Source organism: Acidovorax sp. LjRoot117, assembly GCF_964252695.1.
Taxonomy (GTDB): Bacteria; Pseudomonadota; Gammaproteobacteria; order Burkholderiales; family Burkholderiaceae_C; genus Acidovorax.
The window spans coordinates 68,790-85,265 of the sequence record NZ_CAXUPO020000011.1 but is presented as its reverse complement, the minus strand read 5'-3'; the positions used below and the strand labels follow the sequence as shown (position 1 = coordinate 85,265).

The window sequence follows — 16,476 nt, the reverse complement described above, 5'->3', positions numbered from 1 at the left end:
CCGAGACACACAGCCCAGCCGCTGCGAACGACCAACCACCGAGGAAAGAGCATGAATTCTGAATCACCCTGGGCCGATAGCGCCCAGCAGTTCCAACAGATTTTCGGGCAAAGCTGGTCGCAGGCACTGCAGTCGTTCCAAAAGATGGATCTGGGCGCATCCGCACCCGCGGCCCCGCAGCTTCAATTTTCTCCCTCCAAGCTGCAGGCACTGCAGCAGCAGTACCTGGACGAAGCCAAGCAACTGTGGGCGCAGGGCCTGCAGGGCACGCCCGAGGTCAAGGACCGGCGGTTTTCCGGCGAAGGCTGGGCCAGCAACCCGGTGGCCGCATTTTCTGCCGCTGCCTACCTGCTCAACGCCCGCACCCTGATGGGCCTGGCCGACGCGGTGGAGTCCGACGAGAAGACCAAGGCGCGCATCCGCTTCGGCGTCGAGCAATGGATGGCCGCCATGGCGCCCAGCAACTTCCTGGCCTTCAACGCCGAAGCGCAGAAGAAGGCCATCGAAACCAAGGGCGAGAGCATCGCCAAGGGCATGCAGAACCTGCTGCACGACATCACGCAGGGCCATGTCTCCATGACGGACGAAAGCCTGTTCGAAGTGGGCCGCAACGTGGCCACCACCGAGGGCGCCGTGGTGTTCGAGAACGAGCTGTTCCAGCTGCTCGAGTACAAGCCGCTCACCGCCAAGGTGTACGAGCGGCCCTTCCTGCTGGTGCCACCGTGCATCAACAAGTTCTACATCCTGGACCTGCAGCCCGAGAACTCGCTCATCCGCTATGCGGTGGAGCAGGGCCACCGCACCTTCGTCGTCAGCTGGCGCAACCCTGACGACACCCTGGCCCACAAGGCCTGGGACGACTATGTGGAAGACGGCGCGATGGCGGCCATCGACGTGGTGCAGAGCATCACCGGGGCCGAGCAGATCAATGCGCTGGGCTTTTGTGTGGGGGGCACCATCCTGAGCAACGCCCTGGCGGTGCTGGCGGCGCGGGGCGAAGAGCCTGTGGCCAGCGCCACCTTCCTCACCACGCTCATCGACTTTTCGGACACCGGCATTCTCGATGTGTTCATCGACGAAGCCTTCGTCAAGTTCCGCGAGATGCAGATGGGCCAGGGCGGGCTGATGAAGGGGCAGGACCTGGCATCGACCTTCAGCTTTTTGCGGCCCAACGACCTGGTGTGGAACTACGTGGTGGGCAACTACCTCAAGGGCGAGACGCCACCCCCGTTCGACCTGCTGTACTGGAACAGCGACAGCACCAACCTGCCCGGCCCGTTCTATGCCTGGTACCTGCGCAATTTCTACCTGGAAAACAGCCTGGTGCAACCCGGCAAGCTCACCGTGTGCAGCGAGAAGATGGACCTGGGCCAGCTGACCTTGCCCGTGTACATCTACGGCTCGCGCGAAGACCATATCGTGCCAGCCACTGCCGCCTATGCCTCCACCCAGGTGCTGCCGGGCAAGAAGCGCTTCGTGATGGGCGCATCGGGCCACATCGCCGGCGTGATCAACCCGCCCTCCAAAGGCAAGCGCAGCCACTGGATACGCGCCGACGGCAAGTTCCCGGCCACGCTGGACCAGTGGCTCGAAGGTGCCACCGAGCACCCTGGCAGCTGGTGGACCGACTGGTCGGGCTGGCTCAAGGGCCACGCCGGCAAGCAGATCGCCGCGCCCAAGGCGTATGGCAAGGGCACCAAATTCAAGGCCATCGAGCCCGCACCAGGCAGCTACGTTAAGCAAAAGTCCTGAAAAGTCCTGACTTGAAGGCCTGAGAGAATTACCTTACCCGGCGAGACCGCCGTTCACGCCAACCAGACAAGCCCGCCTGTGCGGGCACGCACCGACCCAACCACAAAGAAGGACATTCCATGGAAGACATCGTCATTGTTTCGGCCACCCGCACTGCAGTGGGCAAGTTTGGTGGCGCGCTGGCCAAGACCCCGGCCACCGAGCTGGGCTCTATCGTGATACGCGAAGCCATCGCCCGCGCGGGCCTGTCGTCCGACCAGATCGGCGAAGTCATCATGGGCCAGGTGCTGACCGCCGGCGTGGGGCAGAACGCCGCGCGCCAGGCGTCCATCAAGGCCGGTGTGGCCAAGGAAACCCCGGCCCTGACCATCAACGCCGTGTGCGGCTCTGGCCTCAAGGCCGTGATGCTGGCCGCCCAGGCCGTGGCCTGGGGCGACAGCGAGATCGTGGTGGCCGGCGGGCAGGAGAGCATGAGCCTGGCCCCCCACGTGCTGCCCGGCTCGCGCGAAGGCCAGCGCATGGGCGACTGGAAACTCGTCGACACCATGATCGTCGACGGCCTGTGGGACGTCTACAACCAGTACCACATGGGCATCACCGCCGAGAACGTGGCCAAGCAATACGGCATCACCCGCGACATGCAGGACGCGCTGGCGCTGGGCAGCCAGCAAAAGGCGGCCGCCGCGCAGGATGCCGGCAAGTTCGTCGATGAGATCGTGGGCGTGAGCCTGGCGCAAAAGAAGGGCGATCCCATCCTCTTCAACGCCGACGAATACCTGAACCGCAAGACCAATGCAGAAGCCCTGGCCGGCCTGCGCCCCGCGTTCGACAAGGCGGGCAGCGTGACCGCTGGCAATGCCTCGGGCCTGAACGACGGCGCGGCCGCCGTGGTGGTGATGAGCGCCAAGAAGGCGGCGGCCCTGGGCCTCAAGCCCCTGGCCCGCATCGCGTCCTTTGGCACCACGGGCCTTGACCCCGCCACCATGGGCATGGGCCCCGTGTCGGCCACGCGCAGGGCGCTGGAGCGCGCTGGCTGGAACGCTGCCGACGTGGACCTGTTCGAACTGAACGAAGCCTTTGCCGCGCAAGCCTGCGCTGTGAACAAAGAACTGGCCATCGACCCCGCCAAGGTCAACGTGAATGGTGGTGCCATCGCCATCGGCCACCCCATCGGCGCATCCGGCTGCCGCATCCTGGTCACGCTGCTGCATGAAATGCAGCGCCGCGACGCGAAGAAAGGCGTCGCCGCGCTGTGCATTGGCGGCGGCATGGGCGTGTCGCTGGCGCTGGAGCGCTGATCGGGTATCGACCAGGCCACGGAGAAAGCCTCTGCGACCCGCATTGGCCCCGGTCCTGCCATGAGAAAGCCGCGCATTGCGCGGCTTTTTTTGTTTCCGGATGTCGCTATCGCGGGGCTGCCAAAACGCACCAAAACAGTGATCAACCGCAGGAGACGGAGATAGGGCTCATGGCGGGCATATCAATATGTCGAAAACGAAAGGGGTTCAGTGTTTTCCTTCACGGCAGTGTCTGATTTCTTGGTTAGAGTGGCGGTGAGCGCTTTACACAACCAACAAGGAGAAATCACATGAGCCAGAAAGTCGCATACGTCACCGGCGGCATGGGCGGCATCGGAACCGCCATCTGCCAGCGCCTGCACAAGGAGGGCTTCAAGGTCATCGCAGGCTGCGGCCCGACCCGTGACCATGCCAAATGGCTGGCTGAACAAAAGGCCCAGGGCTTCACTTTCTACGCATCGGTGGGCAATGTCGGCGACTGGGATTCCACCGTGGAAGCATTTGGCAAGACCAAGGCCGAGCACGGCACCATCGACGTGCTGGTGAACAACGCCGGCATCACCCGCGACCGCATGTTCCTCAAGATGTCGCGCGAAGACTGGGATGCAGTGATCGAAACCAACCTCAACAGCATGTTCAACGTCACCAAGCAAGTGGTGGCGGACATGGTGGAAAAAGGCTGGGGCCGCATCATCAACATCAGCTCCGTCAACGGCGAAAAGGGCCAGGCAGGCCAGACCAACTATTCAGCCGCCAAGGCCGGCATGCACGGTTTTTCGATGGCGCTGGCCCAGGAACTCGCCACCAAGGGCGTGACCGTCAACACCGTGAGCCCTGGCTACATCGGGACGGACATGGTCAAGGCCATCCGCCCCGACGTGCTGGAGAAAATCGTCGCCACTGTGCCCGTCAAGCGTCTGGGTGAACCTAGCGAGATCGCGTCGATCATCGCCTGGCTCGCATCGGAAGAGGGCGGCTACGCCACGGGTGCCGATTTCTCCGTCAACGGCGGCCTGCACATGGGCTGACAGGCCATCGCGAGGACCCCGCTGCCCAGGCGCCCCAAGGCGGCGCGCAGCGGTGGGCCTTGGTTGATCTTGGGGTAGGAGGATGGGAGGCCAAGTGCGCCGCGCAAACCCAGCCTGTTTCCCCAAAAAGCAAAAACCCCGCAGTGCGGGGTTTTTTGTTGGGGGAGTGCATTCATGGATGCAGGGCATCAAAGCCGCTGCTGATGGATACGCCTCCTGGATGAAGCCAGACAGCTAGCCGCACCTGCGCACGAAATGCACGGTCTGCGAACAAGGCTCAGGGCTTGCATGGGTTGGAATCCTTGGATCGGGATTCAGGACAGAGGCCGGACGGCGGTCTTAGAAGCGGGCGGGAGCGCGCTTGCGGTCGCGTTCGTCTTCGGGCCAAGCGGACAAGATTGCGGTGGTATTCATACTGAAAAACTCCTGTGATGTACCAACAACGCGGGCCCATCCGGATGCGTTGACAGCGTTTCGCAAAAAAATGCAACCGCAACGCCCCTGTTCTTCAGCTTCCAAACCGCTACTCTATTTGTAGCAAAAAGTTGTTGCCCAGAAAGCGCTGGATGCCAAAATCATCCAGCATCTCTTACAGGGTTTTACATTTTTATCCGGCGACGGCCGCCTGAATTTCCTCCAGCAGCGAAGAAATTTCAAGCCATCTTTCTTCCAGTCGCGCCGTCTCGTCATGGCCGGCTTTCAGCCGTTTTCCGCAGTCTGCGATGTCGGCCGGGGCGAGCGATTCAGTCAGTTTGTGCTCCAGGGTGGCCCGTTCGGCCGAGAGCGCTGCCAGGCGTTTGTCGATTTGCTCCAGCTCTTTTTTCAGCGGCTTGGTCTTTTCGGCCTGCTGTTGCCGCGCCTGGGCATCGAGCTTGCGCTGTTCCCGTCCATCGCGAGCAGGGGATGGGGCAGCCACAGGAGTGCTCTGCACGGGGGCGGCTGCAGGGGCCGGTGGTGCAGCCGCTGCGGCTGCTGCGGGCGGCGTGGCAGCCGCAGCGGGGGCGTCCGCACGCGCTGTGGACGTCTGCGCCTGATCGGCCAGTCGTGCCTCTTCGCGCAGACGCCGGGATTCATCGAGCAGGTAGCGCTGGTAGGCGTCCAGGTCCCCGTCAAAGGGCCCCACCACGCCGCGGCCCACCATCCAGAAGTCCTCGCAGACCGAGCGCAGCAGCGCGCGGTCATGGCTGACCAGCATGACGGTGCCGTCGAAGTCGTTGAGCGCCATGGCCAGGGCTTCGCGGGTGGCCAAGTCCAGGTGGTTGGTGGGCTCGTCCAGCAGCAGCAGGTTGGGGCGTTGCCAGACGATCATCGCCAGCACCAGGCGGGCTTTTTCCCCTCCGCTCATCGTGCCCACAGCCTGCTTGACCATGTCGCCCGTGAAGTTGAACGTGCCCAGGTAGCTGCGCAAGTCCTGTTCGCGGCTGGGTTGCTTGAGGTCTGGGCCCAGCTCCTTGGCCAGGCGGATCATGTGCTCCAGCGGGTTCTCCGCGGGGCGCAGCACATCGAGCTCTTGCTGCGCGAAGTAGCCGATGTTCAGGCCCTTGCCCTCGGTCACGCTGCCGCCCAGCGCCTTCATGGTGCGCGCGATGGTCTTCACCAGGGTCGACTTGCCCTGGCCGTTGGCACCCAGAATGCCGATCCGCTGGCCTGCCAGCACCGAGCGGTTCACGCCCGAGAGGATGGTGGTGGGCACGCCCTCGTCGTCCACATAGCCGAACGACGCATCGCTGATGGCGAGCATCGGGTTGGGCAGGTTGGCCGGTTCCTTGAACTCGAAGGTGAAGTCGGCCTCGGCCAGCACCGGAGCGATCTTCTCCATGCGGTCCAGCTGCTTGACGCGGCTTTGCGCCTGCTTGGCCTTGCTGGCCTTGGCCTTGAAGCGGTCGATGAATTTTTGCAGGTGGGCCATCTTCTCCTGCTGCTTGGAGAAGCTGGCCTGTTGCAGCTCGAGCTGCTGCGCGCGCAGCTCCTCGAACTTGCTGTAGTTGCCGCCGTAGCGGTTCAATTGGCCGGCCTGGATCTGCAGGGTCACGTTGGTGATGGCATCCAGAAACTCGCGGTCATGGCTGATCACGATCATGGTGCCCGCATAGCGCTTGAGCCAGGCTTCCAGCCAGACCAGGGCGTCCAGGTCCAAGTGATTGGTTGGCTCGTCGAGCAGCAGCAGGTCGCTGGGGCACATCAGCGCGCGCGCCAATTGCAGGCGCATGCGCCAGCCGCCCGAGAAGCTGTCGACCGGGTTGTCGAGTTCGCTGACCCGAAAACCCAGGCCCAGGATCAGCGCCTGCGCCCGCGCGACTGCGTCGTGCGCGCCAGCGTCGTGCAGGTCCGAGTAGGCGTGGGCGATGGCCATGCCATCGTCGCTGGCCTCGGCGTCCAGCAACTGCTGCTGCACTTCGGCCAGGCGCGTGTCACCCTCCAGGACGAAGTCCGTGGCCGACTGGTCGGTTTCGGGCATGTTCTGCGCGACTTCTGCCATCCGCCAGCTGCTGGGGATGTGAAAGTCCCCTCCGTCTTCGTGCAGCTTGCCGCTGAGCAGCGCAAACAGGCTGGACTTGCCCGCGCCATTGCGCCCCACCAAACCGACGTTCTCGCCGGGGTTGATGGTGGCAGACACGCTGTCGAGCACGACTTTGGCGCCGCGTCGCAGGGTAACGTTCTTGAGGGTGATCATCCGGAGCTCAGAAAAAGGCGCACCCGCACGGGGCGGGTGGCATTGAAAATCAAGGGGGCCCAAGGCTTTGCAACCGGTCTAACCGGTGCCCAAACCCGTGGCGCGCAACCCTCTATTGTGCCGTGAGGCGGGTTTCGGCGATCAGGGCCTGCCGGGTCACCAGCAAAACCTGGTCTTCGCCTGCACTGGTGTCGAGCCAAAAAACCGGCAGTTGGGGGAACGCTGCTTCAAAGTTTTCACGCTCGTTGCCGATCTCCAGCACGATCACAGCGTCTTCGCTCATGCACGCCGGCGCAGCCGCAAACAGCTGGCGGATGAAGTCCATGCCGTCGCTGCCGCCCGCCAGTGCGAGCTCTGGCTCCGCGCGGTACTCCGCGGGCAGTGCTGCCATGCTGGCTGCGTTCACATACGGTGGATTGCACAGGATCAGGTCCCACGGGCCGGGCAGGGCTGCCAGGCCGTCCGACAGTTGCAGGGTGATGCGCTCCTGCAGGCCATGCTTGTCGACGTTGATGCGCGCGACGGCGAGGGCATCGGGCGAGATGTCCGCTCCTGTCACCACCACCTCGGGCCACGCCATGGCGGCCAACACGGCCAGGCTGCCGTTGCCGGTGCACAGGTCGAGCACCCGGCGGGTGTTCTCGCTCAGGAATTCGTCCACGCTGCCATCGGCCAGCAGCTCGGCAATGAAGCTGCGCGGCACGATGGCGCGTTCGTCCACATAAAACGGTATGCCCTGCAGCCAGGCCTCTTGCGTCAGGTAGGCGGCGGGTTTGCGGGTGGTGATGCGCTCGTTCAGCAGGGCCTCGACCTCGTCGCGCTGCTCGCCAGTGATGGGCATGCCTTCCACGCTATCGAGATCATCGAGCGGCAGCCCCAGCTGCCAGAGCACCAGCCAGGCGGCTTCATCGAACGCGTTGGTGGTGCCGTGGCCGAAAGCCACCCCCGCGGCATCCAGGCGCGCGGCGACGGAGTCGATGAGCTTCTGCACGGTCGTCATGCAGCGGCCCTCGCCGCAGCGTCGAGGTTCTCCAGCGTGCGGCGGTAGATGTTCTTGAGTGGCTCGATGTCGGCCACGACGATGTGCTCGTCGATCTTGTGGATGGTGGCGTTGGGCGGCCCCATCTCGATGACCTGGGGGCAGACCTGGGCGATGAAGCGCCCGTCGCTGGTGCCGCCGGTGGTGGACAGCTCGGTCGTGAGGCCGGTTTCAGCGGCGATGGCCTGCTGCACCGCGCTGACCAGCTCGCCGGGCGTCGTGAGGAAGGGCTGGCCGCCCAGCGTCCAGCGCAGGTCGTACTCCAGGCCGTGGCGGTCGAGCAGGGCATGCACGCGCTCGCGCAGGCCTTCGGCCGTGGACTCCGTGGAGAAGCGGAAGTTGAAATCGATCACCGCTTCGCCCGGGATCACATTGGTGGCACCGGTGCCACCGTGCATGTTGCTGATCTGCCAGCTGGTGGGCGGGAAGAAGGCGTTGCCCTGGTCCCACTCGGTAGCGGCCAGCTCAGCCAGTGCCGGCAGCGCCTGGTGGATGGGGTTGCGCGCCAGTTGCGGGTAGGCAATGTGGCCCTGGATGCCGCGCACGGTGAGCTTGCCGCTCAGGGTGCCGCGGCGGCCGTTCTTGATCATGTCGCCGGTGCGCTCCACCGATGTGGGTTCGCCCACGATGCAGTAGTGCAGGGGCTCGCCGCGCGCCTGCAGCTGCTCGACCACGACCTTGGTGCCGTCGACGGACGGGCCTTCTTCATCGCTGGTCAGCAGGAACGCCAGCGTGATCAGCGGCTCGGGCGTGGCGGCGAGGAATTCTTCGACCGCCACCACGAAGGCGGCGATCGAGGTCTTCATGTCGCTGGCGCCGCGGCCGAAGAGCTTGCCGTCCCGGTGCGTCGGCACAAAGGGGTCGCTACTCCACTGTGCCAGCGGCCCGGTGGGAACGACATCGGTGTGGCCTGCAAATACTATGGTTTTGATAGCTGCTTGCGCACGCTTAGCGAGCGCTGCAGGCCTTTTTGCCCATAAATTGCTGACGCGGAAGTCTGCCGGGCCGCTGTCCAGGCGTTCGCACACGAAACCCAGGGGCGCCAGGCGGGCGGCCAGAAGATCCAGGCACCCGGCGTCCTCGGGGGTGATGGAGGGCAGGGCAATGAGCTGTTCGGCGAGGTGCAGTGTGCGGGACATCGGGGCGTGAAAAGTGTCGTTCAGGCGGCGGGCTTGACGTCCAGCACGATCTCGGTGAACGAGGGCTGATCATCGGGCGCATCGCGCGCTTCCTTCTGGGCCTTGGCGGCGTTGGCCGCCAGGGAAAAGTCGTTTTGCAGGCGCCACATCAGGTTGGTGGGCGAGTCTGCGTAGGCAATGCCTTCCTTGCGGTCGATCTTGGCGTCCATGATGAGCTGGGCCAAGGCTTCTTCGAAGGTCTGGGAGCCTTCGGCCATGGACTTTTCCATGGCTTCCTTCACGCCGGAGAAGTCGCCCTTTTCGATCAGCTCGGAAACGAGCTTGGAATTGAGCATGACCTCCACGGCGGGCACGCGCGAGCCGTCGATCTTGCGCACCAGGCGCTGCGAGATCACGGCCTTGAGCGCGGAAGCCAGGTCGCCCAGCATGGTGGGGCGCACTTCCACCGGGTAGAAGCTCAGGATGCGGTTGAGCGCGTGGTAGCTGTTGTTGCCGTGCAGCGTGGCCAGGCACAGGTGGCCCGACTGCGCGTAGGCGATGGCGGCGGACATGGTCTCGCGGTCGCGGATTTCGCCGATCAGGATCACGTCGGGCGCCTGGCGCAGCGCGTTCTTCAGCGCTGTCTGCAACGACTGGGTGTCGCTGCCGATCTCGCGCTGGTTGACGATGGATTTCTTGTTGCGGAACTGGTACTCGACCGGGTCCTCGATGGTGAGGATGTGGCCGGTGAGCGACTCGTTGCGGGTGTCGATCATCGACGCCAGCGAGGTGCTCTTGCCCGAGCCCGTGGCACCCACCATCAGGATGAGGCCGCGCTTTTCCATGATGAGCTCACGCAGCACGGGCGGCAGGCCCAGCGAGTCGAACTCGGGGATGTGCTGCGAGATGAAGCGGATCACCACCGCGTAGCTGCCACGCTGGCGCATGGCGCTGACCCGGAACCGGCCCACGCCGCTGAGCGGCACGCCCATGTTGAGTTCGCCGGTCTCTTCCAGCTCTTCGATGCGGTCCGGGGGGACCACCTCGGAGAGCAGGTTGCGCGGCGCGTCGGCGGGCAGGATCTGGTTGTTGATCGGCACGCACTCGCCGTTGATCTTGATCAGCGCAGGCGCATTGGCCGACAGGTAGACGTCGGACGCCTTTTTCTCGGCCATCAGGCGAAGAATCCGTTCCATCGTGCTCATGGTGTGTCCCTCTGGTGTCGTTATCGTCTGTGGCGCTGATCGTGCCGCGCGGCGAGTGGCCCGGTCAACCGTTCGATGGCTCAGTCGCGCAGCAGGTCGTTGATGCTGGTCTTGGAGCGGGTCTGCGCATCCACCTGCTTGACGATGATGGCGGCGTACATGCTGTACGGCGCGCCGTTGGCGGCGGTCTTGGGCAGGTTGCCGCTCACCACCACCGAGCCCGAGGGCACGCGGCCGTAGGTGATCTCGCCCGTGGCGCGGTTGAAGATGGGGGTGCTCTGGCCCAGGTAGACGCCCATGCCCAGCACCGAGTGCTCTTCCACGACGACACCTTCGACGACTTCGGAGCGCGCGCCGATGAAGCAGTTGTCTTCGATGATGGTGGGGCCTGCCTGCAGCGGCTCCAGCACACCGCCGATGCCCACGCCGCCCGACAGGTGGACGTTGGCACCGATCTGCGCGCACGAGCCCACGGTGGCCCAGGTGTCGACCATGGTGCCTTCGCCCACGTAGGCGCCGATGTTCACGTACGACGGCATCAGGATCGCGCCCTTGGCGATGAAGCTGCCGCGGCGGGCCACGGCAGGCGGCACCACGCGCACGCCGGTGGCCTTCATTTGTTCTTCGGACAGATGCGCGAACTTGGTCTGCACCTTGTCGTAGAAGCCCAGGTCGCCGGCCTTCACGAGTTCGTTGTCCTTCAGGCGGAACGACAGCAGCACGGCCTTCTTGATCCACTGGTGCACGGTCCACTGGCCCACGCCTTCACGGGTGGCCACGCGCAGCGTGCCGTTGTTCAGCTCGGCGATCACGTGCTCGACAGCGTCCTGGATTTCCTTGGGGGCGGCAGCGGGAGAGAGGCTGGCGCGGTTGTCCCAGGCGTTGTCGATGAGGGTTTGCAGTTGTTGTGTCATGGTTGTCGTCGGTCTATCGATCGGTCGGTAAGTCGGTCGTCTGTGGATCAGGGATCGGATCAGGCGGTACGGGATTGGATGAATTGCACGATGCGCAGCGCGGCTTCCACGCATTCTTCGGTTTCGGCCACCAGGGCCATGCGCACGCGCTGGGCGCCGGGGTTGCTGCCCTGGGCCTCGCGGGCCAGGTAGCTGCCGGGCAGCACCGTGACATTGTATTGAGCCAGAAGGGCCCGCGCGAACTCGGCGTCCGTCATGCCCAGGGCGTCGGGCACCTTGGCCCACAGGTAGAAACCTGCGTCGGGCAGGGCCACGTCCATCACGCCCGCCAGCAGGGGGGTGACCTGGGCGAATTTCTTGCGGTAGCGCGCGCGGTTTTCGACCACGTGCTGCTCGTCGCCCCAGGCCGCGATGCTGGCCGCCTGCACGATGGGGCTCATTGCGCTGCCGTGGTAGGTGCGGTACAGCAGGAAGGCCTTGATCAGGGCCGCGTCGCCTGCCACGAAACCGCTGCGCATGCCCGGCACATTGCTGCGCTTGGACAGGCTGGTGAACGAGATCAGGTTCTTGAAATCGTGCCGGCCCAGCCGGTGGGCGGCCTGCAGTCCACCCAGGGGAGGCTCGTCGCGGAAGTAGATTTCGCTGTAGCACTCGTCCGAGGCGATGACGAAGCCATAGCGGTCGCTCAGGTCGAACAGCTTTTGCCATTCGGTGATCGGCATCACGGCGCCGGTGGGATTGCCGGGCGAGCACACGAACAGAAGCTGCGTCTGCTTCCAGACGGATTCCGGCACGGTGTCCCAGTTGACCGCGAAGTTGCGGGCCGGGTCGCTGGCCGCGTAGTAGGGCTGCGCCCCCGAGAGCAGGGCCGCGCCCTCGTAGATTTGATAGAACGGGTTGGGGCAGACCACGAGCGCCTGGCCCCGGGACGGGTCGATCACCGTCTGGGCAAATGCGAACAGCGCCTCGCGCGAGCCGTTGACCGGCAGCACCTGGGTGGCAGGGTCGAGCTGGAGCGCATAGCGCTGTGCGATCCAGCCGGTGAACGCTTCGCGCAGCTTCAAATCCCCCGCGGTGGCCGGGTAGCTGGCCAGGCCATCGAGGTTGTTACTGAGTGCATCCCTGATGAACTGAGGGGTAGGATGGCGCGGCTCCCCCATGCCCAGGCTGATGGGGCCGTAGTTGGCGGGGGGCGTGACCCCGGCAAAGAGCTGCCGCAACCGCTCGAACGGGTAGGGCTGTAGATGGGAAAGCAGGGGATTCATGGGGCGTCATTATGGGCGATGGGTGCGGCACGCCGTCCGAGGGCCCGGCGCGCGCATTGGTGCAAACCCGCAGCGACGCCCGCTGTCAATTCACAGTAAGTGCGTCCCCCTAGGATTTCGGCCACTACCAGAACGATAAGAGGAGACAAGATGTCAGCATTTCTGCCGCTGAGGCCGGGACTGGGGTGGATGCGCAGGTGGCGCTTGCCAGGAAAGCTGCTGACGCTGGGCGTGCTGGTGGCGCTGGCACTCGCCGCCGCCGTGGCCGGCGCGCCCTGGTGGCTGCTGGCGCTGGCGGCCGCCGTGGTGCTGTATGCGCTGGTGGCGCTTTACGCCAGCCTGTCGGCCGACCTGAGCACCCTCGCGCAGGCCATTGAGCGCACGCAGGGAGGCGACCTGTGCGCGCGTGCGGGTGCCAGCCATGGCAGGGACGAGGTGGCGCAGATGGCCCAGTCGCTCGACCGCATGGTGATCACACTGTCATCGATGGTGGCAGACATCCGCAGCAACGCCGCGCTGGTGGCCCATGCCGGGCAGAGCCTGGCCCAGGGCAACCGCTCGCTGGCCGACCGCACCGAGCAGCAGGCCGCGAACCTCGAGCAGACCGCGGCCAGCGTCGAACAGCTTTCGTCCGCCGTGCAGAACAACGCCCAGACGGCCCAGAGTGCCGACGCGCGCGCTGCCCAGGTGCGCCAGGCGGCCGACCAGGGCGCGCAGGCGATGGACCGCGCGGTGCAGTCGGTGGAGGCGATCCAGCAGGGCGCGCGCCGCATGACCGAGATCATCGGGGTCATCGACAGCATCGCATTCCAGACCAACATCCTGGCGCTCAACGCCGCGGTGGAGGCTGCGCGCGCTGGCGAACAGGGCCGGGGCTTTGCGGTGGTGGCGGCCGAGGTGCGCACGCTGGCCAAGCGTTCGGGCGATGCAGCCCGCGAGATCCGCGAGTTGATCGGCGCGTCGGTGAGCCAGGTGGAAACCAGCGCCGGCCTGATCCGGTCCGCGGGCGAGGGCATTGCGGACATGGCCAGCGGGATCCGCAGCGTGGCGGCCAGCATGAGCGAGATATCGGGGTCCAGCACCGAGCAAAGCACCGGCCTGCGCGAGGTCAGCGCTGCCGTGCAGCAGCTCGACCAGATCACCCAGCACAACGCGCAGATGGTGGGCCAGGCGGTGCAGCAGGCCGAGGCGCTGGAAAGCCGCGCGTCCACGCTGTCGCGCGCGGTGTCGGCGTTTCGTCTGCAGCAGGGGACAGCCGAGGAGGCGGTGGCGCTGGTGCACCGGGCCGTGGCCTTGCACAAGAGCTCCTCGCGCGAGCAGTTCCTGCGCAGCATCACGGACAAAAGCCAGCCCTACCACGACCGCGACATGTACGTGTTCGCGCTCGACACCGGCGGAACCTACCGGGCCTTCGGCGGCAACCCTGCCAAGGTGGGCACGCGGGTGCAGGACATTCCGGGCATTGCGGGTGACCAGCTGGTGAGCGATATCGTGGCGCAGGCCGACCATGCACCGGGCTGGGTGGAGTACGACATCGTCAACCCGGCCTCCGGCGCGGTGCAGACCAAGATGTCGTATGTGAGCCGCGTGGGCGACCTGTACCTGGGCTGCGGCGTGTACAAGAAGCTGGCCGCGCGCTGATCGCAACGGGGCGGGATCGAGCGAGTTGCCTGCATGCGCCGGCTGCCGCGTGCCGGCCCGTTCGCGTACTAGCGGGGCGCCTGCGCCCGGCGTTGCCGGGCACGTTCCATCGCGGCTGCGATGGCCGCCTTGCGCACTGCCTGGGCGTCGTCCACTGCGCCCATTGGTGCGGGCGCAGCAGCGTCCGTGGCATCGCTGCGCGGGGCCGATGGCGCGGTGGTCACGGCATCAACGGCGGGCTCATCGTCCGCTATCGCGTCCAGCGGCAAGCGCTCGCGGTGTGCCGCGTAGCGTTGCTGCGCCTGCCGGGCCAGAGGGGCCGACCAGGCCGCCCAGCCAGTCGCAGTGCCTGTCACGTTCTCCAGCTGGATGCAATCGACCGGGCAGACCGGAATGCACAGCTCGCACCCCGTGCAGTAGGGCTCGATCACGGTGTGCATCACCTTGTTAGACCCCACGATGGCGTCGGTGGGGCAGGCCTTGATGCACAGCGTGCAACCGATGCACCAGGATTCATCAATGAAGGCCACAGCGCGCGGTGCTTCCTGGCCGTGCTCCGCGCTCAGGGGCGCTGCCGGCAGGCCGGTGATGGCCGCCAGCCGTGCGATGCCTTCGGCGCCCCCCGGTGGGCACTGGTTGATGGCGGCCAGGCCGTCCGCGATCGCCTGGGCGTATGCGCTGCAGTCCGGGTAGCCGCAGCGCGTGCACTGCGTCTGCGGCAGGACCGCATTGATCCGCGCCGCGAGCGCGGCGGTGGCGGCAGGCGGCGTGGGTGGCGTGCGAAGCGCGGCGATCAAGCCTTGCGCGCCGCGCCGCGGCGGGTGCGGGGCGTGGCCGCTGCGGTAACGGAGGCCTTGGCCGCTTCGGGCGCATCGGCGGCGGCTGCAGCAGCAGGGCTGGCAGCCCCGGTGGCCGTCGCCTTGCCGCGGCCTGCCGCGGCCGGGGTCACCCAGCGGGTGGCCACGGCAGGCGCTGCGGCCGACGATGCGGCAGCAGCGGCCGATGCGGCCTTGGCGGCTGGCTTGGACCCAGTCTTTGCGGCTGCTTTCGTGGCTTTGGCCGCAGGCTGGGGCGCTGTCTTGGTGGCTGCTTTGGCCGGTGCCGACTTGGCTGGAGCGGCTTTTGGCGCGACCGCCTTGGCTGCGACGGCCGCTTTCGGAGCCGGCGCAGCGGGTGCGGGTGGGTTGTCGTCCGGCGTTTCGATCACGCGGGGAGCGGCTTTCTTCTGGGGCTTTTCGTGGCCGTGGATGAAAGCGCGCACTTGCGGATACACGACTTCGCGCCAGCGGCGGCCGCTGAAAATACCGTAGTGGCCTGCGCCCTTGGCTTCCAGGTGCCGCTGCTCCTTGTGCACGATGCCACTGCACAGTCCGTGGGCTGCCTCGGTCTGGCCGGAGCCGGAGATGTCGTCAAGCTCACCCTCCACCGTGAACAGGGCGGTGGTCTTGATGTCCTCGGGGCGCACACGCTCGATCTTGCCGTCCGGCGAGCGCACGTCCCAGGTGCCGTGGACCAGCTTGTATTCCTGGAACACCGTCTCGATGGTTTCCAGGTAGTAGTCGGCGTCCATGTCCAGCACGGCGTTGTACTCGTCGTAGAACTTGCGGTGGGCTTCCGCGCTCGCGTCGTCGCCCTTGATCAAGTCCTTGAAATAGTCGTAGTGGCTGGTGGCATGCCGGTCGGGGTTCATGGCCACGAAGCCGGTGTACTGCAGGAAGCCGGGGTACACGCGGCGGCCGGCCCCTGGGAAGTTGTCGGGCACGCGGTAGATCACGTTGTTCTCGAACCATTCGTAGCTGCGGTTCGTGGCCAGGTTGTTCACCGCCGTCGGCGACTTGCGCGCGTCGATGGGGCCACCCATCATGGTCATGGTCAGCGGCGTGGTCTCGCCGCGGCTGGCCATCAGGGACACGGCGGCCAGCACGGGCACCGTGGGCTGGCACACGCTGATCACGTGGCAGTTGCCGTAGATGCCTTGCAGGTGGCGGATGAACTCCTGCACGTAGTTCACGTAGTCGTCCAGGTGGAATTCGCCGTCCGACAGGGGCACCAGGCGCGCGTTCTTCCAGTCGGTGATGTAGACCTTGTGGTCCTTGAGCATGGTGCGCACCGTGTCGCGCAGCAGCGTGGCGTAGTGGCCCGACAGCGGAGCCACGATCAGCACCACGGGCTGGGCCTTGAGCTTGACCAGCGTCGCCGGGTCGTCCGAGAAGCGCTTGAAGCGGCGCAGCTCGCAAAACGGCTTGTCCAGCTCGATGCGTTCGTGCACTGCCACGCCAACGCCGTTCACGTCCACCGAGGGAATGTCGAACGATGGCTTTTCGTAGTCCTTGCCCAGCCGGTACAGCAGGTCGTAGCCAGCGGACATGCGCTGCGCCAGGGGGCTCTGGCTGAAGGGCGACAGAGGATTGCTGTAGAGCTTGGCAGCTGCTTGAGCGAAATCAGTGAAGGGCTCCATCAGAGAGCGCTGTGTCTCGTAGATGTGGTACAGCATGGGCGAAACTCCGTTATGTTGCAGTGCAATATAGCAGCACTTGGTAAC

12 protein-coding genes are annotated in these 16,476 nt (G+C 65.7%); 4 read left to right on the top strand and 8 right to left on the bottom strand.

The genetic code is table 11. From position 1 onward, the window contains the following. The first annotated feature begins 51 nt into the window (after positions 1-51). The 3 genes from ACSQ3D_RS22310 to phbB all read left to right on the top strand — a co-directional run bounded on the left by ACSQ3D_RS22310 (position 52) and on the right by phbB (position 4,078). Positions 52-1,752, top strand: a complete 1,701-nt coding sequence (locus ACSQ3D_RS22310) for a PHA/PHB synthase family protein (RefSeq protein WP_436128363.1) — start codon at positions 52-54, stop codon at positions 1,750-1,752. Between the two features lie 119 nt (positions 1,753-1,871). Next, positions 1,872-3,050, top strand: a complete 1,179-nt coding sequence (locus tag ACSQ3D_RS22305; RefSeq protein ID WP_056412273.1) for an acetyl-CoA C-acetyltransferase — start codon at positions 1,872-1,874, stop codon at positions 3,048-3,050. 290 nt (positions 3,051-3,340) lie between these two features. After that, positions 3,341-4,078, top strand: coding sequence for an acetoacetyl-CoA reductase (gene phbB, locus ACSQ3D_RS22300; protein WP_056412270.1), 738 nt, complete (start codon positions 3,341-3,343; stop codon positions 4,076-4,078). 607 nt (positions 4,079-4,685) lie between these two features. Here the strand turns inward: phbB and ACSQ3D_RS22295 are convergent. The 6 genes from ACSQ3D_RS22295 to dapC all read right to left on the bottom strand — a co-directional run bounded on the left by ACSQ3D_RS22295 (position 4,686) and on the right by dapC (position 12,293). Then, positions 4,686-6,752: an ABC-F family ATP-binding cassette domain-containing protein gene (locus tag ACSQ3D_RS22295; protein WP_436128362.1), complete on the bottom strand. Its 2,067-nt coding sequence runs from the start codon at positions 6,750-6,752 to the stop codon at positions 4,686-4,688. Positions 6,753-6,864: 112 nt separating this feature from the next. Continuing rightward, entirely contained in the window at positions 6,865-7,752 is an 888-nt protein-coding gene (prmB, locus tag ACSQ3D_RS22290) for a 50S ribosomal protein L3 N(5)-glutamine methyltransferase (protein ID WP_436128361.1), read from the bottom strand. Then, complete coding sequence (gene dapE / locus ACSQ3D_RS22285) at positions 7,749-8,930, bottom strand: succinyl-diaminopimelate desuccinylase (RefSeq protein WP_436128360.1); 1,182 nt, start codon at positions 8,928-8,930, stop codon at positions 7,749-7,751. The genes prmB and dapE overlap by 4 nt, the downstream gene beginning before the upstream one ends. Before the next feature lie 20 nt (positions 8,931-8,950). After that, positions 8,951-10,114 carry a PilT/PilU family type 4a pilus ATPase gene (locus ACSQ3D_RS22280; protein WP_056412256.1) on the bottom strand — a complete coding sequence of 388 codons (1,164 nt, stop codon included), beginning with the start codon at positions 10,112-10,114 and terminating at the stop codon, positions 8,951-8,953. Between the two features lie 80 nt (positions 10,115-10,194). Next, positions 10,195-11,028 carry a 2,3,4,5-tetrahydropyridine-2,6-dicarboxylate N-succinyltransferase gene (gene dapD / locus ACSQ3D_RS22275; RefSeq protein WP_436128359.1) on the bottom strand — a complete coding sequence of 278 codons (834 nt, stop codon included), beginning with the start codon at positions 11,026-11,028 and terminating at the stop codon, positions 10,195-10,197. A gap of 59 nt (positions 11,029-11,087) precedes the next feature. Next, entirely contained in the window at positions 11,088-12,293 is a 1,206-nt protein-coding gene (gene dapC, locus ACSQ3D_RS22270; protein ID WP_056412250.1) for a succinyldiaminopimelate transaminase, read from the bottom strand. 150 nt (positions 12,294-12,443) lie between these two features. Here dapC and ACSQ3D_RS22265 point away from each other — a divergent pair, with 150 nt between their 5' ends. Further along, positions 12,444-13,934 carry a methyl-accepting chemotaxis protein gene (locus ACSQ3D_RS22265; RefSeq protein WP_436128358.1) on the top strand — a complete coding sequence of 497 codons (1,491 nt, stop codon included), beginning with the start codon at positions 12,444-12,446 and terminating at the stop codon, positions 13,932-13,934. 68 nt (positions 13,935-14,002) lie between these two features. Here the strand turns inward: ACSQ3D_RS22265 and rsxB are convergent, their stop codons facing one another. Then, entirely contained in the window at positions 14,003-14,728 is a 726-nt protein-coding gene (rsxB, locus tag ACSQ3D_RS22260) for an electron transport complex subunit RsxB (RefSeq protein WP_436128407.1), read from the bottom strand. Beyond that, entirely contained in the window at positions 14,728-16,428 is a 1,701-nt protein-coding gene (locus ACSQ3D_RS22255; protein WP_436128357.1) for a polyhydroxyalkanoate depolymerase, read from the bottom strand. Before ACSQ3D_RS22255 ends, rsxB begins: the two co-directional genes overlap by 1 nt. Positions 16,429-16,476 lie beyond the last annotated feature (48 nt).